The organism is Nocardia sp. NPDC050697, assembly GCF_040654395.1.
Lineage (GTDB): Bacteria > Actinomycetota > Actinomycetes > Mycobacteriales > Mycobacteriaceae > Nocardia.
This window is the reverse complement of the sequence record NZ_JBFAHY010000008.1, coordinates 249,912-272,246: the sequence shown is the minus strand read 5'-3', so window position 1 is coordinate 272,246 and position 22,335 is coordinate 249,912. Positions and strand designations below refer to the sequence as shown.

Annotated in this window: 20 protein-coding genes; 12 read left to right on the top strand and 8 right to left on the bottom strand. The window is 70.8% G+C overall.

The annotated features are described in order from the left end of the window. Positions 1-36 precede the first annotated feature (36 nt). The 7 genes from AB0H71_RS26510 to AB0H71_RS26480 all read left to right on the top strand — a co-directional run bounded on the left by AB0H71_RS26510 (position 37) and on the right by AB0H71_RS26480 (position 7,968). Complete coding sequence (locus tag AB0H71_RS26510; RefSeq protein WP_357026144.1) at positions 37-684, top strand: dTMP kinase; 648 nt, start codon at positions 37-39, stop codon at positions 682-684. Positions 685-753: 69 nt separating this feature from the next. Continuing rightward, entirely contained in the window at positions 754-1,440 is a 687-nt protein-coding gene (gene mtrA, locus AB0H71_RS26505; RefSeq protein WP_174552879.1) for an MtrAB system response regulator MtrA, read from the top strand. 38 nt (positions 1,441-1,478) lie between these two features. Further along, positions 1,479-3,188, top strand: a complete 1,710-nt coding sequence (gene mtrB, locus AB0H71_RS26500) for an MtrAB system histidine kinase MtrB (RefSeq protein WP_357026349.1) — start codon at positions 1,479-1,481, stop codon at positions 3,186-3,188. Further along, entirely contained in the window at positions 3,185-4,990 is a 1,806-nt protein-coding gene (gene lpqB / locus AB0H71_RS26495; protein WP_357026142.1) for an MtrAB system accessory lipoprotein LpqB, read from the top strand. The genes mtrB and lpqB overlap by 4 nt, the downstream gene beginning before the upstream one ends. 34 nt (positions 4,991-5,024) lie before the next feature. Then, a complete protein-coding gene (locus AB0H71_RS26490; RefSeq protein WP_357026140.1) occupies positions 5,025-5,669 on the top strand; it encodes a ComF family protein in 645 nt (214 codons plus the stop codon). Between the two features lie 226 nt (positions 5,670-5,895). Further along, a complete protein-coding gene (gene raiA / locus AB0H71_RS26485; protein WP_357026138.1) occupies positions 5,896-6,576 on the top strand; it encodes a ribosome-associated translation inhibitor RaiA in 681 nt (226 codons plus the stop codon). Positions 6,577-6,678: 102 nt separating this feature from the next. Next, positions 6,679-7,968 carry an acetyl-CoA C-acyltransferase gene (locus tag AB0H71_RS26480; RefSeq protein ID WP_357026136.1) on the top strand — a complete coding sequence of 430 codons (1,290 nt, stop codon included), beginning with the start codon at positions 6,679-6,681 and terminating at the stop codon, positions 7,966-7,968. On the opposite strand, the gene bluB is transcribed toward AB0H71_RS26480, so the two are convergent. From bluB to AB0H71_RS26450, 6 genes are all read right to left on the bottom strand, one after another. Further along, positions 7,965-8,585 (bottom strand): 5,6-dimethylbenzimidazole synthase, encoded by a 621-nt coding sequence (bluB, locus tag AB0H71_RS26475; RefSeq protein WP_357026347.1) that lies wholly within the window; start codon positions 8,583-8,585, stop codon positions 7,965-7,967. The two genes, AB0H71_RS26480 and bluB, sit on opposite strands and share 4 nt — an antisense overlap. 111 nt (positions 8,586-8,696) lie before the next feature. Continuing rightward, positions 8,697-9,932, bottom strand: a complete 1,236-nt coding sequence (locus AB0H71_RS26470; protein WP_357026135.1) for a fatty acid desaturase — start codon at positions 9,930-9,932, stop codon at positions 8,697-8,699. 67 nt (positions 9,933-9,999) lie between these two features. Beyond that, complete coding sequence (locus AB0H71_RS26465) at positions 10,000-11,370, bottom strand: acyl-CoA desaturase (protein ID WP_357026133.1); 1,371 nt, start codon at positions 11,368-11,370, stop codon at positions 10,000-10,002. 46 nt (positions 11,371-11,416) lie between these two features. After that, positions 11,417-12,556, bottom strand: coding sequence for a ferredoxin reductase (locus tag AB0H71_RS26460; protein ID WP_357026131.1), 1,140 nt, complete (start codon positions 12,554-12,556; stop codon positions 11,417-11,419). A 127-nt stretch (positions 12,557-12,683) separates the two neighbouring features. Next, a complete protein-coding gene (locus tag AB0H71_RS26455) occupies positions 12,684-13,160 on the bottom strand; it encodes a hypothetical protein (protein ID WP_357026345.1) in 477 nt (158 codons plus the stop codon). 40 nt (positions 13,161-13,200) lie between these two features. Then, the gene (locus AB0H71_RS26450; RefSeq protein WP_357026129.1) at positions 13,201-14,583 is read right to left on the bottom strand and encodes a wax ester/triacylglycerol synthase family O-acyltransferase; all 1,383 of its coding nucleotides are present in this window, start codon (positions 14,581-14,583) and stop codon (positions 13,201-13,203) included. 233 nt (positions 14,584-14,816) lie between these two features. Here AB0H71_RS26450 and AB0H71_RS26445 point away from each other — a divergent pair, with 233 nt between their 5' ends. Both AB0H71_RS26445 and secA read left to right on the top strand, forming a co-directional pair. Continuing rightward, entirely contained in the window at positions 14,817-15,329 is a 513-nt protein-coding gene (locus AB0H71_RS26445; protein ID WP_357026127.1) for an Rv3235 family protein, read from the top strand. Positions 15,330-15,491: 162 nt separating this feature from the next. Beyond that, on the top strand, positions 15,492-18,338 hold the full coding sequence (gene secA, locus AB0H71_RS26440; RefSeq protein WP_357026125.1) for a preprotein translocase subunit SecA: 2,847 nt from the start codon (positions 15,492-15,494) through the stop codon (positions 18,336-18,338). Positions 18,339-18,401: 63 nt separating this feature from the next. Here the strand turns inward: secA and AB0H71_RS26435 are convergent, their stop codons facing one another. After that, positions 18,402-18,989 (bottom strand): DUF3558 domain-containing protein, encoded by a 588-nt coding sequence (locus tag AB0H71_RS26435; RefSeq protein ID WP_357026123.1) that lies wholly within the window; start codon positions 18,987-18,989, stop codon positions 18,402-18,404. 158 nt (positions 18,990-19,147) lie between these two features. Between AB0H71_RS26435 and AB0H71_RS26430 the strand changes: the two genes are divergently transcribed. From AB0H71_RS26430 to AB0H71_RS26420, 3 genes are read left to right on the top strand one after another with little or no spacing between them, the layout of a single operon-like run. After that, positions 19,148-19,951: a hypothetical protein gene (locus tag AB0H71_RS26430; protein ID WP_357026121.1), complete on the top strand. Its 804-nt coding sequence runs from the start codon at positions 19,148-19,150 to the stop codon at positions 19,949-19,951. Between the two features lie 16 nt (positions 19,952-19,967). Beyond that, complete coding sequence (locus tag AB0H71_RS26425) at positions 19,968-21,197, top strand: hypothetical protein (protein WP_357026119.1); 1,230 nt, start codon at positions 19,968-19,970, stop codon at positions 21,195-21,197. Further along, positions 21,194-21,631, top strand: a complete 438-nt coding sequence (locus tag AB0H71_RS26420) for a hypothetical protein (protein ID WP_357026117.1) — start codon at positions 21,194-21,196, stop codon at positions 21,629-21,631. Before AB0H71_RS26425 ends, AB0H71_RS26420 begins: the two co-directional genes overlap by 4 nt. A 7-nt stretch (positions 21,632-21,638) precedes the next feature. On the opposite strand, the gene AB0H71_RS26415 is transcribed toward AB0H71_RS26420, so the two are convergent. After that, positions 21,639-22,325, bottom strand: coding sequence for an AIM24 family protein (locus tag AB0H71_RS26415; protein WP_357026115.1), 687 nt, complete (start codon positions 22,323-22,325; stop codon positions 21,639-21,641). Between the last annotated feature and the right edge of the window lie 10 nt (positions 22,326-22,335).

Below are 22,335 nucleotides of genomic sequence, written 5' to 3'. Positions count from 1 at the left end.
GGGCAGCCGGCGGGGCCCCGCGTAGTCTCCCTGCGCATGGGCACCCTCATCGTGCTGGAAGGGCTGGACGGCTCCGGCAAGCGCACGCTCACCGACCGGATCGTCAGCGATCTGGCCGCGCGCGGCGCGCGCACCGCCACGCTCGCCTTTCCGCGCTACGGGCACTCGGTGCACGCCGACCTCGCGGCCGAGGCGCTGCGCGGCGAACACGGCGATCTGGCCGCCTCGGTCTCCGGCATGGCGCTGCTCTTCGCGCTGGACCGGGCGGGCGCGCGGGACCAGCTGGAAAAGCTGCTCGTCGAGCACGATTACGTGGTGCTCGACCGCTACGTCGCCTCCAACGCGGCCTACAGCGCGGCCCGGCTCGGCCAGACCGCGGACGGCGATATCGTCTCCTGGACAGCGGAACTGGAGTACGGCCGATTCGGGTTGCCCAGCCCCGACCTGCAGATTCTGCTCGACGTGCCGACCGAGCTGGCGGCGCGGCGGGCCCGCCGCCGCGGCGAGCTGGACCCCGGCCGCGCGCTCGACGCCTACGAGCGCGATGCCGAGCTGCAACTGCGCACCGGCGCGGTGTACCGTGAGCTGGCCGAACGCGATTGGGCCGGTCCCTGGTGGCGCTACCGCCCGGATGACGATCCGGCCACGGTCACCGACCGGCTGGCCGCGGTACTGCGCCGATAGCGCGGCGGGTACGGTGCGAAATCGCCAGTGTTGGCGTGGCGGCCCGTCGCCCGCCACCGAGATGACAACATAGGAATCATGAAGCCGAAGATTCTGGTCGTCGACGACGATATGGCTCTCGCCGAGATGCTCACCATCGTCCTGCGCGGGGAGGGGTTCGACCCGCACGTGGTCGGCGACGGTACCCAGGCGCTCTCCGCGGTGCGGGAGATCCGGCCGGACCTCGTGCTCCTCGACCTCATGCTGCCCGGCATGAACGGCATCGACGTGTGCCGGGTGCTGCGCGCCGACTCCGGCGTGCCGATCGTCATGCTGACCGCCAAGACCGACACCGTCGACGTGGTACTCGGCCTGGAATCCGGCGCCGACGACTACATCGTCAAGCCCTTCAAGCCCAAGGAGCTCGTCGCCAGGGTGCGGGCGCGGCTGCGCCGCACCGAGGACGAGCCCTCCGAGCAGCTCTCCATCGCCGACATCGTGATCGACGTGCCCGCGCACAAGGTCACCAGGGAGGGCACCCAGATCTCGCTCACCCCGCTGGAGTTCGACCTGCTGGTCGCGCTGGCCCGCAAGCCGCGCCAGGTCTTCACCCGCGAGGTGCTGCTGGAACAGGTCTGGGGCTACCGGCACGCGGCCGACACCAGGCTGGTCAACGTGCACGTGCAGCGGCTGCGCGCCAAAGTCGAGAAGGACCCGGAGAATCCGGAGATCGTGCTGACCGTTCGCGGGGTCGGGTACAAGGCCGGACCGCCGTGATCGACCGCCTGATCGCGCGTCTGCGCCCGGCGGTCGGCATCGCCGCGGCGTGGGCGCAGCGCCAGGGCGTCGCACTCGGCCACCTGTGGCGGCGATCGCTGCAGCTGCGCGTCATCGTCTCCACCCTCACCCTCTCGCTCATCGTCATCACGGTGCTCGGCGTCGTGCTCACCAGCCAGATCACCGACCGGCTGCTCGACGCCAAGCTGAACGCGGCCATCGAGGAGATGGAGCGCGCCAGGAACACGGTGGAGAGCCAGCTGGCGGGTGCGCACGGCAACGGCATCCAGCAGCAGCAGCTCGCCGAGGCGCGGGATTCGCTCTCCAACCGCGGCGGCACCGGGCAGTCCGGCGGCGTCGCGGGCAGCTTCGACTCCGCGCTCACCGTCATCGGCGGCACCCCGCCGCAGCAGATGACCTCCGGGCCGGTGCAGGAGGTGCCGGAGGAGCTGCGCCGCTTCGTGCAGCGCAGCCAGATCAGCTACCAGTTCGCCACCGTCGACGACCCGGACGGCTACCGCGGCCGCGCGCTGGTGATCGGCAGCCCGAGCGCCGAGATCCCGACCCTGGAGATCTACCTGATCTTCCCGCTGGTCAACGAGGAGCGCAGCCTGGCGCTCATGCGCGGCGCCATGCTGGTCGGCGGCGCCGTGCTGCTCGTCCTGCTCGCCGCCATCTCCGCGCTGGTGACCAGGCAGGTGGTGCTGCCCATCCGGTCGGCCGCCCGGATCGCGGGGCGCTTCGCGGACGGCCGGCTCAAGGAGCGCATGCTGGTCCGCGGCGAGGACGACATGGCGAAGCTCGCGCAGGCGTTCAACGAGATGGCCGAGAGCCTCTCCACCCAGATCAACCAGCTGGAGGAGTTCGGCAACCTGCAGAAGGGCTTCACCTCCGACGTCAGCCACGAGCTGCGCACCCCGCTCACCACCGTGCGGATGGCCGCCGACCTCATCCACAGCAGCAGCGACGAGCTCTCGCCCGCGCTGGCCCGCAGCGCCGAGCTGCTCGTCAACGAGCTGGACCGGTTCGAGGGGCTGCTCAACGACCTGCTCGAGATCAGCCGCCACGACGCCGGCGTCGCCGAGCTGCAGGTGGAGTCGCTGGATGTGCGGATGTGCGCCAAGGCCGCCATCTCCACCGTGCGGCATCTGGCCAAGGACGCCGGGGTCGAGGTCGTCGCCGACCTGCCGGAGGACCCGCTGGTCGCCGAGGTGGACCCGCGCCGCGTCGAGCGGGTGCTGCGCAACCTGCTCGCCAATGCCATCGACCACGGCGACGGCAAGCCGGTGCTGATCCGGATGCGCGGCGACCAGGAGGCCAACGCGCTCGCCGTCGTCGTCCGGGATCAGGGCATCGGGCTCCGGCCGGGCGAGGAGAAGCTGGTCTTCAACCGCTTCTGGCGCTCCGATCCCTCGCGCATGCGCCGCTCCGGCGGCACCGGCCTCGGGCTCTCGATCAGCCAGGAGGACGCGCACCTGCACGAGGGCCGGCTCGAGGCGTGGGGCGAGCTCGGCAGCGGCGCCAGCTTCCGGCTCACCCTGCCGATGGCCCGCGGCAGCAAGCTCGGCCCGAGCCCGCTGCCGCTGGACGCGCCCCGCAAGGTGTCGATCCGCACCGAGCCCGAACCGGACGAGTCGGATACCGTCCGGCTGCCGCGGGACGAGATCGAGGAGTTCGTCGCGAGCCTGCAGCGGGGCGCGGTGCCCACCGCCCGGCCGAACCCCGACGATCGGGACGTACAGTCATGACGATGCGTACCTGGTCCCCCGCCGCGGTGCGCCGGGGCGTGATCGGTGTGCTGGTGGCCGCGCTGGTGCTGCTCACCGGCTGCGCCAGCCTGCCGGAGTCCTCCGCCCCGCAGGCACTCGGCACGCTGGACCGCGAACCGACCTCGGACGGTCCGCCGCCGCCCATCTCCGGCCGCGACCCCGACCTGCTGCTCCGCGACTTCCTGCAGGCCACCGCCACCCCGGCGAACCGGCACGAGGCGGCCAGGCAGTACCTGACCCCGTCCGCCTCCACCCGCTGGGACGACGCGGCGGGCACCGTGATCGTGGAGAAGCCGGACACGCTGCGCGAATCGCGCGGCGGCGACGCCGCGACCTACGTGATCCGGGCGCGCAAGGTCGGCGAGCTCTCCGCGGACGGGTCGTACCGCCCCTCGGACGGCTCGATGCTGGAGAACAAGATCGAGATGACCAGGGTCGGCGGCGAGTGGCGGATCGACGACCTGCAGGACGGCGTCGTCATGGACAATGCCGCCTTCGCCAAGGCCTACCAGCGGCACGCGCTCTACTTCCTCGACCCCAACGGCACCTCGCTGGTGCCGGACCTGCGCTGGATCTCGGTGCCGCCCGCGCAGCGCACCCAGCGCCTGCTCGACCTGCTGCTGGACGGCCCGCAGCCCGCGCTCACCGAGAACGTGCGCACCGTCGTTGCGCCGCCGGTGGCGCTGCGCGGTGCGGTCACCAAAGCCAACGGCGACCCGGAGGAGGTCGGGGTGGGGCTCGGCGGGGTCCGGATCGACCTGGCCGGTGCCGCCGCGCTGCCGCCGCGGGACAAGGAGATGCTCGCCGCCCAGGTGGTCGCGACGCTCTCGGCGGCCGAGGTGCTCGGCCCGTACGTGCTGCTCGCCGACGGCAAGGCGCTGGACGACCGGTTCGCCGCGAACGGCTGGTCGGTCGCGGATATCGAGCAGTACACCCCGGATGCGCACCTGCGCAACAAGATCGGGCTCTTCGCGCTGCGCAACGGCACGCTGGTGCAGGTCAGGGAGACCGGCATCACCCCGGTGCCCGGGTACTTCGGCGGGGTGAACAACCTGCAATCGGCCGCGCTCTCCGAGGACGGCCAGCTGGTCGCCGCGGTGGCCGCCGACGCCGGCCGCGCCACCCTGATGGTCGGCAGCTACGGCGGCGACGCCTTCCCGGTCGCCGAGGGCGGCACCATCAGCAGGCCGTCCTGGAACTCGGACGGCAGCGCCGCCTGGGCCGTCGTGGACGGTGAGCGGGTGGTCAGGGCCGCCACCGACCGGGCCACCGGCACCGTCTCCCAGCAGGACGTCGACATCTCCGCGCTGACTGCGGTCACCTCGGCGCTCTCGCCCCGGCTGCCCATCACCGAGCTGCGGATCTCCGGCAGCGGGGTGCGGGCCGCGCTGATCGCGGACGGCAAGGTGTACGTCGCGGTGGTGGAGCGCCGCCCGGACGGGCGCTACGCCTTCACCGCGCCGCAGCCGCTCGCCGTCGGGCTCAGCACCAGGGCGGTCTCGCTGAGCTGGCTCAGCGGGGACACCATCATCATCGCCCGCGAGGGCAATGTGGACCCGGTCGTCACGGTCTCCATCGACGGCTCCGAGCAGGTCACCCAGACCTCGCAGAACCTCACCCCGCCCATGCGCGTGGTCAGCGCGGCGCTGGACACCTGGTACGTCGCCGACTCCCGCGCCGTACTGCAGCTACAGTACGGCCAGCCGGTCACCACCGAGGGCTTCTGGCGCGAGGTGCCCGGTTTGACCGGCGAGAACGTGGTCCCGGTGCTGCCCGGCTGAGGTGTGTCGGTGGCTCCGGCCAGACTTGCGGGCCATGCGGACCCTGCTGGAGCTGATCCTGCCCGTGGAATGCGGCGGCTGCGGCCTGCCCGGGCTGCCGTGGTGCCCCGCCTGCGCGAGCGCGCTGGACGGCCCGCCCGTCCGGCTGCGCCCGCGCACCGATCCGGGGGTGCCGTGCTGGGCGCTCGGCCCGTACGCCGGGCCGGGGCGGCGCGCGGTGCTGGCGCTCAAGGAGCGCGGCCGCCGCGACCTGGCCGGGCCGCTCGGCTACGCCCTGGCCCGCGGGCTGCACCGGCTGCGCGCCCCCGGCCGCCCGCTGCTGCTGATCCCCGCGCCCGGCCGGGCCGCCGCCGCGCGGCGCCGCGGCGGCGATCCGGTGGCCAGGACGGCGGCGGTGGCGGCGAGTTGGCTGCCCGGTTGCCGGATGGCGCCACTGTTGCGATCGCGGCACGGTACGCGCGATTCGGTCGGGTTGACTCCGGCGCAACGCAGGCGCAATCTGGCAGCACGGGTCGTGGTCAGACCGGAGGTGCTCGCCACGCTGTCCGGGACAGCGAATCCGCAGGTCGTCCTGGTCGACGATGTCCTCACCACCGGCGCGACCGCGGCCGAGTCGGTCCGGGTCGCCGGACGCTACCGGATACCCATTCATGACGTGCTGGTGACATGCGGAACGTGATCGACGGAAAATTTGCGTGAACAGTGGCGGACCGGTCGCGGGCGGACTAGCGTCGCGGACACACACCCGACACGGGAGTTGGAGGTGGGGCCTCGGACATTCGGTGCCGAGCGGAGAGCCGATCGGCACGATCAATCCCGCCGCACGCCATTTTCGACGGTGCGGCCCTATCCGGGAGGTACGCGTGACGTCTTCACGTCCTTCAGTCCAAGACGCAGATCCTTCGATGCCGCGCGGCGGCACGCTGGACGAACCGGAAACCACCGCGGAGGGAGGAGGTAACCGGGCCGACATCGTGGTCAAAGGTCGCAATGTCGAAGTGCCGGACCACTTCCGAATCTACGTCGCCGACAAACTTTCCCGGCTCGAACGGTTCGACCCGTCGATCTTCCTCTTCGATGTCGAGCTGTTCCACGAACGCAACCGCAGGCAGCGCAAGAGCTGCCAGCGCGTCGAGATCACCGCGCGCGGCAAGGGCCCGATCGTCCGGGCCGAGGCCTGCGCCGACAGCTTCTACGCCGCCTTCGAGGGGGTGACCGCCAAGCTGGAGAGCCGGCTGCGCCGCACCAAGGACCGGCGCAAGGTGCACTACGGCGAGAAGACGCCGCTCTCGGTCGCCGAGGCCACCGCCGAGCTGGTCGACGAGACGCTCTTCGGGCGGAACGGCGCCGCGCACGCGCACCCCGAGGCAGAGCCCGATCCCTGGGCGCCCGCCGAGAGCGAGGGCCCCGGCCACATCGTCCGCACCAAGGTGCACTCCGCGGCGCCCATGACGGTCGACGACGCGCTGTACCAGATGGAGCTGGTCGGCCACGACTTCTTCCTGTTCCACGACAAGGAGACCGACCGGCCGTCCGTGGTCTACCGCAGGCACGCCTTCGATTACGGCCTGATCCGCCTGGCCTGATCGAGTCCCCCGCCTCCAGCCGGCCGGTGCGCAGCGCACCGGCCGGTGGTGTGTCCGGGACAATCCGGCCCGCCCGACCTTACCGTAGGGTAAGTTACGGCCATGGCCTCCACCGCTCGCCGTGCCGTCGTCGTCGCAGGCGCCCGCACCCCCTTCGTCCGCGCCTTCACCGATTTCACCCGGCTCGATTCGATCGCGCTCGCGGATGCCGCCGTCGGCGGGCTGCTCGAGCGCACCGGGCTGGACAAGCGGCTGGTGCAGGCGATCGTCTGGGGCGGGGTGATCCTGCCGAGCGCAGCGCCGAACATCGCGCGGGAGGTCGCGCTCGACCTCGGCTTCGATCCCGGCTGTGAGGGGCACACCGTCACCAGGGCCTGCGCCTCCGGGCTGCAGGCGGTGACCACCGCGGCCGCCGCCATCGAGCGCGGCGAGTACGACATCATGATCGCCGGTGGCAGCGACTCCACCAGCAATGCCGAGATCAAGCTGCCGCAGCACGTGGTGCACGCCGCCGCCCCGATCGCGCTCGGCAAGCCCAAGCCCAAGGACTACCTGGCCGCGGTGCGGCAGCTGGCGCCCTTCACCGACGTCCTGCCGACCCGGCCCAAGATCGCCGAGCGCACCACCGGCGAGGTGATGGGGGAGTCGGCGGAGAAGATGGCGCGGATCCACGGCATCGGCCGGGCCGCGCAGGACGAGTTCGCCGTCCGCTCGCACCAGCGGGCCGCGGCCGCCATCGCCTCCGGCCGCTTCGACGCCGAGGTGGTGCCGGTGACCACGCCGGAGGGCCGCACCGTCACCCGGGACGGCCTGGTCCGCGGCGACACCAGTGTCGAGAAGCTGGCCCGGCTGAAGCCGGTCTTCGCCGCCGACGGCACCGTCACCGCGGGCAATGCCAGCCCGCTCACCGACGGCGCCTCGGCGGTGCTGCTCATGAGCGAGGAGAAGGCGCGCGCGCTCGGGCTGACCCCGCTCGCCGCCTTCCGCTCCTGGAGCTACGTCAGCGTCGACCCCACCGACCAGGTGCTGATCGGCCCGGCCATCTCCATGCCGCGGGCCCTCGACAAGGCCGGGCTCGCGCTCGCCGACGTCGACCTGGTCGATATCCACGAGGCGTTCGCCGCCCAGACGCTCTCCGTGCTGTCGGCGCTGGCCAGCGACGAGTGGGCCAAGACCCGGCTGGACCGGGCGAGCGCGGTCGGCGAGGTCGATCCCGCCAAGGTGAACGTGCACGGCGGCTCGGTCTCGCTCGGCCACCCGTTCGGCGCCACCGGCGCCCGCATGGTCACCACCATGGCGAACGAGCTCGCCCGCACCGGCGCCGAGACCGCGCTGCTCGGCATCTGCGCCGCCGGCGGCATCGGCGCCTCGGCCGTGCTGGAGCGGGTCTAACCGCCGAACCGCTCGCGGTGCACCGCCTGCTCCAGGGTGCGCCCGCTGCGCCAGCCGAACCGCTCCAGATCCGGCACCCGCTGGAACTCGCGCACCGGCCCGACGCAGAGCCACGCCACCGGCTGCACCCCGGGCGGCAGCCCGACCAGCTCGGCTAGGTGGTCGGCGTCGTAGAACGACACCCACCCGACGCCGATCTGCTCGGCCGTCGCCGCGAGCCACAGGTTCTGGATGGCGAGCACGGTGGAGAAGATCCCGGTCTCCGGCACCGTGGCCCGGCCGAGCACGTTCGGCCCGCCGCGGGCGTGGTCGTAGCTGACCACGACCCCGGTGCCGCTCTCCCGGATGCCCTCGATCCGGATCGGGTCGAAGGTGGCGGCCCGCTCCGGCGGCAGGCTCGCCCGGAACTCGCGGCGCTTCTCCGCGACGTGCGCGGCGAACCGCTCCAGCGTCGCCGGTTCCCGGACCACGACGAAGTCCCACGGCTGCGAGTTGCCGACGCTCGGCGCCCGGTGCGCGGCGTCGAGCAGCCGCCACAGGGTGTCGTCGTCGATCGGGACCCCGGTGAACTCGGCGCGCACGTCGCGGCGCAGGCGGATGGCTTCGTAGACGCTCAGGGCGTGCTGGTGGACATCGTTGGCACACACCCGCTCAGTGAATCAGGTTTCCGCACCCCGGACGGCCGAACGGCCCCGCACCGAATGGGTGCGGGGCCGTTCGAGCCGGGGTCAGCGCCGGCTGAGCCGCCGCCTGCCCGCGGTCAGCGCGCTGCGCAGCCCGCGCCGCCGCCCGGTCTCCGGGTCGATGACCGGGACGGCATTGCCGCCGAACTTGCGCTCCGACGCCGTCTCCGGCGCGTCGTCGGCGGTGGCCCGCAGGTACTTGTTCGGCAGCGAGAGCTTGAGGATGGTGCGCCACGCCTTGAAGTACTGCACCGGCAGCGAGCCGGTGGTGTACGGCAGGTCGTACTTGTCGGCCAGCTCGCGCACCCGCACCGCGATGTGCGCGTAGCGGTTGCTCGGCAGGTCGGGGAAGAGGTGGTGCTCGATCTGGTGGCTCAGGTTGCCGGTCATGAAGTGGATCACCGGGCCGCCGCTGATGTTGGCGCTGCCGAGCATCTGCCGCAGGTACCACTGGCCCTTCGACTCGCTGTCGATATCGGCCTTGGTGAACTTCTCCGCGCCGTCCGGGAAGTGCCCGCAGAAGATCACCGCGTTGGTCCAGACATTGCGCACCATATTGGCGGCCAGGTTCGCGGTCAGGGTGCTCTTCCAGGCCGGGCCGGTGAGCGCCGGGAACACCACGTAGTCCTTGACCACCTGGCGGCCGACCTTGACCAGCACCTCCTGGCGCTTGCGCTCGAACTCCGCGCGCTCGGCATCGCCCTTGAACCGCCCGGCCGCGACCTTGCCCAGCTCCAGGTGCTGCACCGCGACCCCGAACTCGAAGAAGAGCTGCAGCAGCAGGTTGTACACCGGGTTGCCGAGATTGAACGGCTTCCAGCGCTGGTCCCTGGTGACGCGCAGCAGGCCGTAGCCGATGTCGTCGTCCATGCCGAGCACGTTGGTGTACTTGTGGTGCAGGAAGTTGTGCGTCTGCTTCCAGTGCTTGGCCGGGCCGGTGTTGTCCCACTCCCAGGAGCTGGAGTGGATCTCCGGATCGTTCATCCAGTCCCACTGGCCGTGCATGACGTTGTGGCCGATCTCCATGTTCTCGATGATCTTGGCCGTGCCGAGCAGGGCGACGCCGGCGAGCCACGCGGGCCGCTTCCGGCTCGCGAAGAGCGCCGTGCGGCCCGCGAGCTCCAGGGTGCGCTGGAACCGGATGACGTTGCGGATGTACCGGGCGTCGGCCGCGCCGCGCGACGATTCGATGTCACGCCGGATCGCGTCGAATTCCTCGCCGAGCGCCTCGACATCGGCCTCCGTGAGGTGCGCGTACTCCTTGACATCCGAAATAGCCATGCGGGTTACTCTACCGTAAGTTACGAGACCGTAGGTTACGAGTTCTTTGCTCCCGCTGTGGTCTTGGTCACGCGGTCGGCCGGCGCAGCCAGCCCCGGGCGCGGGCCCTGTCGCGCACGGTGATCCGGGCCTCGCGCAGCACCTCCTGCTCGTGCCTGGCCTTCTCCTGCAGCGTCGATCTGGCCTCGCGCAGCACCTGCTTCTCGTGCTCCGCCTTCTGCCGCAGCACGAGCTTGGCCTCGTGCATCGCGGAGCGCAATCCGCGGCGCTGCCCGGTCGCCGGATCCACCTGGGCGGGCAGCGCGATCCCGGCGAACTTGCGCTCCGACGAGGTCTCCGGCGCGTCGTCCGCGGTGCGCCGCAGCAGCCGGTCCGGCAGCGCCAGCTTGTGGATGGTGCGAAAGGCGAGCAGGTACTGCCTGCCCAGCGAGCCGGTGGTGTAGGGCAGGTCGTACTTGTCGCACAGCTCGCGCACCCGCTGCGCGATCTCCGCGTAGCGGTTGCTCGGCAGGTCGGGGAAGAGGTGGTGCTCGATCTGATAGCAGAGGTTGCCGCTGAGGAAGGCCATCGGCCGCCCGGCCCGGAAGTTGGCGCTGCCGAGCATCTGCCGCAGGTACCACTCGGCGCGGGTCTCGCCGGTGAGCTGCTCGATGGTGAACTTCTCCGCGCCGTCCGGGAAGTGGCCGCAGAAGATCACCGCGTAGGCCCACAGGTTGCGCACCAGGTTGGCGGTGGCGTTCGCCTTCAGCGTGCTCTTCCAGGCCGGGCCGGTGAGCGCGGGGTAGAGCACGAAGTCCTTGGCCACCTGCCGGGTGATCTTCCGCGCGAAGAGCACGTTCGGCTCGGACATGAGCTGCTTGCGCGGCACCCCGGAGAGATCCTTGTCGATATTCCAGTCGTGCAGCGCGATCCCCCACTCGAAGGTGGCGGCCAGCACCAGGTTGGCGAAGGGCTGCACCAGGTGGATCGGGCGCCACGGCTCGTCCCTGGTCATCCGGAGGATGCCGAAGCCGAGGTCCTCGTCCTTGCCGAGCACGTTGGTGTAGGTGTGGTGCGAGTAGTTGTGCGCCCGCCGCCACTGCGCCGACGGCCCGGTCTGATCCCACTCCCAGGTGCTCGAGTGGATCTCCGGGTCGTTCATCCAGTCCCACTGCCCGTGGCTGATGTTGTGCCCGAGTTCCATGTTCTCGATGATCTTCGCCAGCGAGAGCAGCGCGGTGCCGGTGAGCCAGGCCCACCGGTTCCGGCTGCCGAAGAGCGCGACGCGGCCGGCGAATTCCAGCCCGCGCTGTGCGGCGATCGTGTGTCTGATGTACTTCGCGTCGCGCTCACCGCGGGACAGCTCCACCGAGCGCCGGATGGCATCGAGCTCGTCTCCGAGGGTCTCGATGTCGGCGGCGGTGAGGTGCGCGAACGCGCGGATATCGGTGATGGCCACCGGGTTCCCTTTCCGTGCTGTGCTCTGCTGCCGAGGGTACCCGGGGTCAGGCGTCCAGCGTGCAGTCACCCGCGGCGGCCGAGACGCAGGTCTGTACCTTGTCGCCCTCGCGGCGCTCGTCGCCGTTGCGCAGATCGCGGGCGTGCCCGGCGGTGATGGTGAGCACGCAGGTCTGGCAGATGCCCATGCGGCAGCCGAACGGCATCCGCACGCCCGCCGCCTCACCCGCCTCCAGCAGGCTGGTCGCGCCGTCGGCCACGGTGCTGCGGTCGCTCCTGGCGAAGGTGACGGTGCCGCCCTCGCCGACCGCGGAGCGCTCGACCTCGAACCGCTCGACGTTCAGCTTGCCCGCGAGTCCTGCCGCCGCCCAGTGCTTCTCGATGTCGTCGAGCATGGCGGCCGGGCCGCAGGCCCAGGTCTGCCGCTCGCGCCAGTCCGGGAAGAGGGTGTCCAGGTCGGTCAGCTCCAGCTTGCCGTGCACGCCGGTGAGGTGCAGGTGCGAGGTGAAGCCGGGGTGCCGCTCGGCGAGCGCGGTCAGCTCGGCGCGGAACATCACGTCCTCGGCGGTGCGCGCCGAGTGCACGTGCACCACGTCACTGAAGACATCGCGCCGGGCCAGCGCGCGCAGCATCGACATCACCGGGGTGATCCCGCTGCCCGCGGTGAGAAAGAGCACCTTGGGCGGCGGCGGCGACGGCAGCACGAACCCGCCCTGCGGCGCGGCCAGCCGCACCACGGTGCCCGCGGTCACGCCGTTCACCAGGTGGCTGGAGAGCAGCCCCTCCGGCATCGCCTTGACCGCGATCGAGATCAGCCGCTTGCCGCGCCCGGCCGGGTCGTCGGACCAGTTCGGCGGGGAGGTCAGCGAGTACGAGCGCCAGTGCCAGCGGCCGTCGACCAGCACGCCGATGCCGATGTACTGGCCCGGCTCGAAGGCCCAGTCGAAGCCCCAGCCCGGCTTGATCACCAGGGTCGCCGAGTCGGCGGTCTCCCTGCGGACCTCCAGCACCCGGCCGCGCAGCTCGCGCGCCGACCACAGCGGGTTCACCAGGTGCAGGTAGTCGTCCGGGAGCAGCGGTGTGGTGATCCGGGCGACCGCGCCGCGCAGTACGTTCAAACGGCCACCACGGTCGGCCACCTCCGCCGCGGGCTCCTCCAGCCATTGCCGCACATTCTCGAACACCATCGCCGCCGGTCGTCTCCTCGGTTGCCGCGGGCCCCGTCGGGGCCCGTCCTGCCGCCAGGTTACGGCATCGTAGGTTGCCCTGTGGAGACGGCCGACGCGGCGTTGTGACTACTCCCGAACGCGCCGATCAGAGCAGCTCGAGCAGGAAGGGCAGCTCCTGGGTGGCGTACCAGGCGAGCTGGTGGTCCTCCGCGTCGCCCAGGGTGAACTCGGCGTCCGGGTCGCCCAGATCGGCGGCATCGATCACCTCGACGGCCTTGGCCACGTCCGCCTCGGCATCGGCCAGGTCGACGTGCACCGAGGCGATTGCCGCGTACGGCACCGGCCCGGCCAGCCGGACCACCGCGTCGTCCAGGTCCGGGCGCGGGGTCGCGCCGGTGACGTCGGCGGCGATCACCGCGCGGCGCTGGATCGGCGGGGTATCGGAATCCTCGGCCTCGGCGGCGAGCAGCCGCAGCGCGGCCCGCGCCGCCTCGCCCATGGCGACCTCGGCCAGCTCCTCGTCGTCGCCGGAGGCGTACGCCTCGCGCAGCGCGGGGGTGACCGCGAAGGCGGTCCCGCTGACCGCGCGCAGCTCCCGCTCCTCGACCAGGGTGCGCAGCATCGCGATGGTCGCGGGCAGGTAGACGCGCAGCGGGCGATCGTCAGGCGCAGGCACCGAGCAGCTCCTCCAGGGACTCGTGCACCGACGCGGCCAGCACCCCGAGATCCGCCATCGCGTCGCGATCGGCGTTGAGCCCGTAGCAGACCCGCGCGTCGTAGGAGGTGAGCCCGAGACTCAGTGCCTGATTGCGCAGCAGCGGCGACACCGGGTACATCTCCAGCATCCGCGCCCCGCCGATGTACATCGGGGACTGCGGACCAGGCGCGTTGGTGATCACCAGATTGAACGTGTGTTCTGCGAACGTACTCGCCGCCCGCACGCTCATCGCATGCAGGCTCGCCGGGGCGAATCCGGCCAGGTGCACCAGGGTGCGGGCGCGCACCCCGCGGCGCCTGCCGCCGGTCGCCGCGGTGGCGTGCGTGATGTGCGAGAGCCGCATCACCGGGTTCGGCTCGCCGACCGGGAGGTCGACCAGGAACGAGGAGACCTCGCCCGCGGTGTCGCCGGGCGGATCGTCCAGGTAGACCGACATCGGCACGATCGCGCGCAGCGTCGCCGACTCGGTGACGGCCTGATCCCTGGAGAGCAGCCAGGCGCGCAGCGCGCCGGTGATCACCGCCAGGATGGCGTCGTTGATCGAGCAGCCGAAGCGCGCCCGGATGCGGCGGTAGTCGGCCAGCTCGGTGCGGACCACGTCGAACCGGCGGTTGCGGGTCATCCCGGCGTTGAGCGGGCTGTCCGGCGCGCCCGCGGTGGCGGTGCGCACCGCCGACACCACCGAGTCCACCGCCCGGTTCGCCGCGCCGAGCACGGTGAACGCCGCCGCGCCCGCCTCCCGCGCGACCTCAAGCGCCTCCCGCGGCTGCGCCGCCAGGTGGCTCAGCGCCCCGGCGAGCAGCTCGGCGTCGCCGGGCTCGCGCGGCGGGTGCCAGGAGTCGGGGGCGAGGGCGCGCGGGTCCGGGCCCTCGTCCAGGATGACGTGCCCGATCTCCAGCGCCGTCTCGCCGTCCACCAGCGCCGCGTGCGTCTTGGTGAAGACGGCGGCGCGGCCGTCGGCGAGCCCCTCGATCAGGTACATCTCCCAGAGCGGGCGGTCCAGGTCCAGCGGGCGCGAGGCGAGCCGCGCCACCAGGTCGTGCAGCTGCGCCTCGCGGCCGGGAGCGGGCAGCGCGGAGCGCCGGATGTGGTAGGTCAGGTCGAAGGCGCTGTCCTCCACCCACACCGGCCTGCCGAGCGCCAGTGGGATCGCCCGCACCTTGCGCCGGTACCGCGGCACCATCGCCAGCCTGGTCTCCACCAGATCGAGCAGGCGGTCGTAGTCGAGGGGGCCCTCCACGATGGCCAGCGAACCGATGTAGACGGGGTTGCTGCTCTGTTCCTGACGGTGGAACGACGCGTCCTGCGCCGTCAGTCTGGTGATCACGCTGCCCGCTGCTCCTTTCCGTTGGTCTGCCGCCCCATTGTGCGGGCAGGACAGCGTTTTGGCTCGTAGCCGGTGAGTCCGCCGTGTGATCGGCGTCTTCTTTACCGTGTCGGGGGTGCGTGGCAGGATGTCGCGCATCGAGCTCGGGGGACTCGATTCGCACAGGGGGAATCCGGATGGAGAGCAGAGTTTCACTGTCGTGCGCGCCGCACGGGGAGGCAGGGTCGCGCGGGGTGCCGCGGCCCGCCACCGCGCCGGAGGGGGCGCCGGGTGGCGCGGTGGTCTCGGCGGCCGGGAATGGCGCGGCCGTGACCGCCGGGCGCGTGGCCCGGCCGGTGCCCGGGTCCGGCGCGGTGGCTGATCCCGCCCGGCGTCGCGGCGGCGCGGCGCCATGTGCGCCGGGGCGGCCGGGGCCGCGCTCCAGGGGTGAGCGGGACGCCAAGCGCTTCGCGGAGCGGGCGCTGCGCGCGGTGCTGGAGACGCTGGACGGCCGCCGCCGCGCCCTGCACCTGCGCGATATCGCCGACCCGGAGGTGGTCGCCGCGCTGGAGACGTACGCCCGCACCGGCGGCAGGGAGCGCGGGCTCGGCGCCGCCGTGCTGGAGCGGGTCGGCTGCGCGCCGGGCGCGCGCGGCCGGGTCGAGGTGTTCGGCCGGTACCGCCGCGGCGACCGCGTCTTCGCCGTCGCGGCCTGCCTGCGGGCGCACCGGGGCGGGTGGCGGCTCTGCGCGCTGCGGGTACGGTAGGGCCGGAGCGGTCCGGTGGGTCGGCGCTCCGGGGCGCCTACCATGGGTGCCGCATTACCATGAAACGTGCCGATGACGTCGCGGGTCGCCGCGCCGGACGGCCCGGCCGAACGACGGGACGCCGACGACACCCGCACACCGACCAGAGGACTGACGAGACCCGTGCCTGCGCTGACACTTTCGAGGTTGCTACGGATTGGTGAAGGTCGCGTCGTGAAGCGGCTCGGCCAGGTCGCCGACCAGGTCACCGCGTACGGCTCCGACCTCGAGGAGCTGACCGACACCGAGCTGCGGGCCAAGACCGACGAGTTCCGCGAGCGCTACGCCGACGGCGAGGACCTGGACGACCTGCTGGTCGAGGCGTTCGCGGTGGCGCGCGAGGCCTCCTGGCGGGTGCTGAACCAGAAGCACTACAAGGTGCAGATCATGGGTGGCGCGGCGCTGCACCTCGGCAATATCGCCGAGATGAAGACCGGTGAGGGCAAGACCCTCACCTGTGTGCTCCCCGCCTACCTGAACGCCATCTCCGGCGCGGGCGTGCACGTCGTCACGGTGAACGACTACCTGGCCAAGCGCGACGCCGAGTGGATGGGGCGCGTGCACCGCTTCCTCGGGCTCGAGGTCGGCGTCATCCTCTCCGGCATGACCCCCGCGCAGCGCCGCCACGCCTACGCCGCGGACATCACCTACGGCACGAACAACGAGTTCGGCTTCGACTACCTGCGCGACAACATGACGCACTCGCTGGACGACCTGGTGCAGCGCGGGCACAACTTCGCCGTGGTCGACGAGGTCGACTCCATCCTGATCGACGAGGCGCGCACCCCGCTCATCATCTCCGGCCCGGCCGACGCCTCCTCCAAGTGGTACGCCGAGTTCGCGCGGATCGCCCCGCTGCTCAAGAAGGACCTGCACTACGAGGTCGACATCAAGAAGCGCACCATCGGCGTGCACGAGGCGGGCGTCGAGTTCGTCGAGGATCAGCTCGGCATCGACAACCTGTACGAATCGGCGAACTCCCCGCTGGTCAGCTACCTGAACAACGCCATCAAGGCCAAGGAGCTGTACAACCGGGACAAGGATTACATCGTCCGCGACGGCGAGGTCATCATCGTCGACGAGTTCACCGGCCGCATCCTGGTCGGCCGCCGCTACAACGAGGGCATGCACCAGGCGATCGAGGCCAAGGAGAAGGTCGAGATCCAGCCGGAGAACCAGACCCTGGCGACGATCACGCTGCAGAACTACTTCCGGCTCTACGACAAGCTCTCCGGCATGACCGGCACCGCCGAGACCGAGGCCGCCGAGCTGCACCAGATCTACAACCTCGGCGTGGTGCCGATCCCGACGAACCGCCAGATGGTCCGGCTGGACCAGGCCGACCTCATCTACAAGACCGAAGAGGCCAAGTTCGCCGCCGTGGTCGACGACGTCACCGAGCGGCACGAGAACGGCCAGCCGGTGCTGATCGGCACCACCAGCGTGGAGCGCTCGGAGTACCTCTCCAAGCAGTTCACCAAGCGCGGCATCCCGCACAGCGTGCTGAACGCCAAGTTCCACGAGAACGAGGCCGCGATCATCGCCGAGGCCGGGCGCCCCGGCGCCGTCACCGTCGCCACCAATATGGCCGGCCGCGGTACCGACATCGTGCTCGGCGGCAACCCCGACATCATCGCCGACATCCTGCTCCGCAAGGAGGGGCTGGACCCGGTCGAGACCCCCGATCAGTACGAGGCCGCGTGGCTGCCCGCCCTGGAGCAGGTCAAGGCGCAGACCGAGGCCGACGCCGAGGCGGTGCGCGACGCCGGCGGGCTCTACGTGCTCGGCACCGAGCGGCACGAGTCCCGGCGCATCGACAACCAGCTGCGCGGCCGCTCCGGCCGCCAGGGCGACCCGGGCGAGTCCCGGTTCTACCTGTCGCTCGGCGACGAGCTCATGCGGCGCTTCAACGGCGCCGCCCTGGAAGCCATCATGACCAGGCTGAACCTGCCCGACGATGTGCCGATCGAGGCCAAGATGGTCTCCAAGGCCATCAAGAGCGCGCAGACCCAGGTCGAGCAGCAGAACTTCGAGATCCGCAAGAACGTGCTCAAGTACGACGAGGTGATGAACCAGCAGCGCACCATCATCTACGGCGAGCGCAACCGGATCCTCCGCGGCGAGGACATGGAGGGCCAGGTCCAGGGCATGATCAGCGACGTGGTCACCGCCTACGTGGACGGCGCCACCGCCGAGGGGTACGTCGAGGACTGGGATCTGGAGAAGCTGTGGACGGCGCTCAAGACGCTGTACCCGATCGCGCTCAACCACAAGGACCTGACCGGCGAGACCGAGGTCGGCGAGGCCGGTGACCTGAGCCGCGACGAGCTGCTGGAGATCCTGCTCGACGACGCGCACGAGGCGTACGCCAAGCGCGAGGAGGAGATCGACGGCCTGGCCGGCCAGGGCGCCATGCGCAACCTGGAGCGCCAGGTGCTGCTCTCCGTGCTCGACCGCAAGTGGCGCGAGCACCTCTACGAGATGGATTACCTCAAGGAGGGCATCGGGCTGCGCGCCATGGCCCAGCGCGACCCGCTGGTCGAGTACCAGCGCGAGGGCTTCGACATGTTCACCGCCATGCTGGAGGGGCTGAAGGAGGAGTCGGTCGGCTTCCTCTTCAACCTCCAGGTCGAGGTGCAGCAGCCGCAGCCCGCCGGCGTCGCCGTCGACCCCGGCCTGCGCTCCCCGGTCGGCGCCGTCGCCCCCGCCCCCCGCCCGCTCCCCACCCAGGAGGCCGCGGCCAACGCGGCGCCTTCCGGCGCCCCCGCCGCCCTGCTCGCCAAGGGCATCGACGACTCCGGCCCCCGCGGCCTCAGCTACTCCGGCCCCGACGAGGGCGGCCGCACCGCCGTGCACACCGACGACGAGGAGTACGGCGGGGACAACTCCGGCTCCCGCCGGGAGCGGCGCGAGGCGGCGCGGACCGAGTCGCGCGGGAAGCGGGGTCCGAAGAGCCGCCGCAGGCACTGATCTTTCGTTCCGAGCGAGGGCGTCCACTTCCGGGTGGGCGCCCTCGCTCGTTCGGTGGTCAGTTCACAGGTCGAGCCCGGCTACGAAAGCCGCTGCTATCGGCCTGATCCCGTCGCACGACGGCGGGACGGGGACGGATGCCGAGTTCGCGAGGAAGCTGATCTCCACCCGGCCGTCGGGCGCCGCGAATGCCGCGCTGCACTCACCATCCAGTCGCGGCACCGTGTACAGCACCGCTTCGCGCCCGGCGAGCTGCTCGGTCGCGAAGATCGAGTACTCCGCCGAATCCCGGATGTCGTCGACATCGCGGTTCTGCACACTGATCCACACGGTCCCGGTCGGGACCGCGGCCGCGCCGGTGCCCTGGAAGCGCAGGAAACTGCAGCCGATCACTACGAGGTCACCGGAGACCAGGTCGCCGGAGCGGCTCCGGGTGGACGGGTCGAAGCCGGCGGCGGTCACCGTCGCGTCGCCGATGGCGAGGCACGGGTCGAGCCGGACCTGCTCCGCCACCCCGGTCTGATCCGGCCCGGCGGGCACGGAGACTGCGATCGAGGGGTTCCCGGTGCGCACCGGGGTAGCCGACGGGTCGGCGGCCGGAGAGTCCTGTCCGCAGGCACCGGCGAGCAGCCCCAGCGCGACGATCGGCACGGTGTATCGCGATATCAACTCGACCTCCCGGTGGTCGTCGACAAGAACTGACCGCGGCGGTGAGTCCCCCGCGCTCAGCGTAGAGCACGGTCGGGCGTGCTTTGACAAGTCTCGCGGCCGCTCCGTAGCGTTCGGGTACGCATGCGGGGGAGGGAAATATGCGGGTCATCGATGTGCTGCGCCGGGGCGGTATCGCGGTCCAGCTGGTGAAGATCGCCGGTCTGCTCGTCGCGGCGGTGGCGGTCCTGCAGGTCGCCACCTGGGTCGGCAACCCCTATACCGATTCGGATGAATCTTCCGGAGCCACGGGCACGCCCTGGACAGCCCCGTCGCTGCGCGGAAGCGCACCACCGCCACCGCCTGCCGATCTTCCCCGGATCGAGTTCCCGCCGCCGTTGCCCGCCATTCGCCAGGGTGCGCCGCAGCCCGTCCCGACCCGCTATGGACTCACCTACACGGTGCCCTCGTCAAGGGGATGGCGCCCGAGCAGCGACCGGACCATGGGGTGGACCTCCGACGGCGAATTGATCACCGCGTACGGCTCGGTCAGCGATTACGGCTACGACTACTGCCCGGCGCTGGACGGCTCCGACAAAGCCGCGGTCGGCATCACGGGGCGGAACGCGACCGACGCCGCGACGGCGGCGCGGTCGGAGATCGACCGGATGGAGCGAGCCCTGACCGACGACACCGGGCGGGCGCCGCGGGTAACGGTATCCGGCCCGGTGCAGACCGAGGTCTCTAGCCGCTCGGCGGTCCGCTACACCGCGGAGCTGACCGAGGTGTCGAAGGGCGCGGACTGCGACGCGGCGGCGGTGCGGTTGCATGTCGTCGCCACCGCGGCGTACGCGACCGCCGAAGTCGCGGTCTTCGTTGTCCTGCAGAAGCTGGACGTACCGGACGCGCTGAGCGACGACGCGGTCGACGCCATTGTCGGCTCGCTGCGAAGCTCGAACCACTGAGAGACCAGGAGTGCTGATGACCGAGAGTTTCAAGGCATCCCCTGCCGAAGTCGCCGGATTGGGGGTGCTGGTGGCGAGCGTCGGGAGCGACGCCGTCGCGGCCGCCACCTTCATCCAGCAGCACGGGAAGCCGGCGGATTGGTTGCACGGGCCGATCATCGACGAACTCCTGACGCCCATCCGCAATGCCGCGGACGCCAGCTTCAAGCGCATGGGTGATATCGGGATGCTGACCTCGCAGACCGGGGGTGAACTGAAGAAGGCCGCCTGGCTCTACCACGACCAGGAGGCGCGCAACTACGAGGCGCTGAATGCGAACAAGGTGAACCTCGGCCACCGCGATCAGCCGGTGCCGGTCCTGACCGATCGGGAGGCGGACGGGTACGTGTCCGCCTACGAGGGCGCGGCGCAGTACGCGAAACCGGAGGAGTTCAAGCTCGACGTGCCGCAGGCGAACAAGGAGGACACCGCCGCCCTGATCGCCGAGGTCTCACCCGTACTGGGGAATGTGAACGAGTCGATCAAATCCATCACGCGATTCGCGGGCAAGGAGATCGATCCGCTGGGCGAGGCGCTGAAACCGATTCCGGGGAACTGGAACGAGGTGCGCCGGGTCGGCGAAGCCTACAAGATCGCCGGCAACGGGATGGAGGCGTGCGGTAAGAATCTGGAAGCGGCGACCTCCAGGGCCGGGGCCGAGTGGGATGGCGCCGCCGCGCTGGCCTACGAGGACTGGGCGCGACGGCAGATCGCGGCGATGAAGTGGGAGGGTCCCGTCGGCCGGATCGTGTCCGACATTCTCGGCGAGGTCGCGGACAAGATCCGGAACGCGGTCAAGACGATCCTCACCAAACTCTGGGAGCTGCTCGAATCACGATTCGACCTGAGCAGTATCAGGGGCGCGCTCAAGACCATCGCCAACAAGATTCCGGTGGTCGGCACCGCCAAGGAGATCGCCGAGATCGGCCAGAAGCTGTACGACATCATCAGGACAGCGGTCAACCTCGTGCTGGACATCGTCAATCTGCGCGACAAGGTCGTGAAGTTGATCGAGGTGGTCTCCGACCCGCTCGGTACGGCCCGGAACAAGGCGGAAGAGCACCTGGAGAAGACCATCGAACCGTTCAGCAAGAACGCGGCCAGGGCGAAAGACCTGGTATCGGTCGGTCAGCTCGGCGATACCCTCGACCGGCCGCAGACCGACTATCAGGTCGGCACCGGCCAGCGGCCCTGGGAGGACGGGTGACAGCGCGAGACGACGATCTCGCCCCCGAGATCGAGGCCGTGGTCCGCGAGGTGCGCAATGCGATGGCCGATCTGGAGACGTCGCGCATTCGACTCGAGAACCTCGACATTCAGGCCCTCCTGGATGGGCCGACCGTCGTCGACGACGCATTCATGGCCTCGGTGGCGAATGTGCCTTCTTCCTCCGCCGAACTTCAGACCTACGCGGAGCGAGTTCGCGCGGGCGAATGTCGCTGGTCGGAGATCGAGTATCGCGCGCAGCCGGTGCCGCCGGAAGTCGCCGAGTTGAAGAACTCCCCGCGCTACGTCTGGCAGTGGTCAGCGACACCGCCGGTCGAGCGCGGGCCGATCCGGCGCTCGGCGGATACCGTCGGGCCTTCGGACTGGCCGGACGATTTCGACGATTACCCCACTCGGCGCTCCTGGCTGGAGTAGCAGCGGCTCAGGATTGTGAGCCGCTGGTGTCCGTGCTGCTCGGCGGCTCCCACTCGAACGGCTGCACCACGACGAACCCCGGCCCGTGGAAGGCGTATTGGAACGCCTCACCACTACCGCCGCGCAGCATGGACTTGAGGTTCATGCTGGAGACCACTTTGGGCGCGAGATTCGCCGACCAGGCCACCGCGGCCTGGGTGTCCACGTAGGTGGGCTGCGCACTGCAGTCCAGCACAACGGGTTTGCCGACCGCGCAGAGTGCGACGGTGCCGGTGCCGGAGACGGTGGTGTTGAACAGCCCGCCGGTGAAGAACCCCGCTCCCTTGACCCGGTTGATGTCCCACTCCAGCGCGGCGTCGAAGGCGAGCAGGTTGGTGCCGTTGACGCTGAGCGCGTCGCCGGTGAGGTCGATGAGGAAGACGTGCCCGGCCTGGTTGGCGAAGAACACCTCGCCCTGCCCGGACACCCGCATGAGCGGCACGTCCTCGTTGGTGACCATCCGCTTGAGCAGCTTCCCGACGCTCCCCGAGCCCTGGTGGTCGAAGCGGATGTCGCCCTGGTAGGCGACCATCGCCCCCTTAACCGCGAGCACATCGGGGCCGAGCCCCACCCGCAGCATCTGGGAGTTCTGCAGCGAGAACCGCTGCTGCGCCTGCACCTCGAGATTGGCCTGGTCGAACAGTACGCTTCGCATGCTTCCCAGG

Excerpts from the sequence above, each read along its gene's own strand:
- AB0H71_RS26415 (WP_357026115.1), bottom strand. The coding sequence starts at position 22,325 with ATGCGAAGCGTACTGTTCGACCAGGCCAATCTCGAGGTGCAGGCGCAG.
- AB0H71_RS26510 (WP_357026144.1), top strand. The coding sequence starts at position 37 with ATGGGCACCCTCATCGTGCTGGAAGGGCTGGACGGCTCCGGCAAGCGC.
- AB0H71_RS26470 (WP_357026135.1), bottom strand. The coding sequence starts at position 9,932 with ATGGCTATTTCGGATGTCAAGGAGTACGCGCACCTCACGGAGGCCGAT.
- AB0H71_RS26480 (WP_357026136.1), top strand. The coding sequence starts at position 6,679 with ATGGCCTCCACCGCTCGCCGTGCCGTCGTCGTCGCAGGCGCCCGCACC.
- AB0H71_RS26425 (WP_357026119.1), top strand. The coding sequence starts at position 19,968 with ATGACCGAGAGTTTCAAGGCATCCCCTGCCGAAGTCGCCGGATTGGGG.
- AB0H71_RS26430 (WP_357026121.1), top strand. The coding sequence starts at position 19,148 with ATGCGGGTCATCGATGTGCTGCGCCGGGGCGGTATCGCGGTCCAGCTG.
- AB0H71_RS26490 (WP_357026140.1), top strand. The coding sequence starts at position 5,025 with ATGCGGACCCTGCTGGAGCTGATCCTGCCCGTGGAATGCGGCGGCTGC.
- AB0H71_RS26455 (WP_357026345.1), bottom strand. The coding sequence starts at position 13,160 with ATGCTGCGCACCCTGGTCGAGGAGCGGGAGCTGCGCGCGGTCAGCGGG.
- raiA (WP_357026138.1), top strand. The coding sequence starts at position 5,896 with ATGCCGCGCGGCGGCACGCTGGACGAACCGGAAACCACCGCGGAGGGA.
- AB0H71_RS26460 (WP_357026131.1), bottom strand. The coding sequence starts at position 12,556 with ATGGTGTTCGAGAATGTGCGGCAATGGCTGGAGGAGCCCGCGGCGGAG.
- lpqB (WP_357026142.1), top strand. The coding sequence starts at position 3,185 with ATGACGATGCGTACCTGGTCCCCCGCCGCGGTGCGCCGGGGCGTGATC.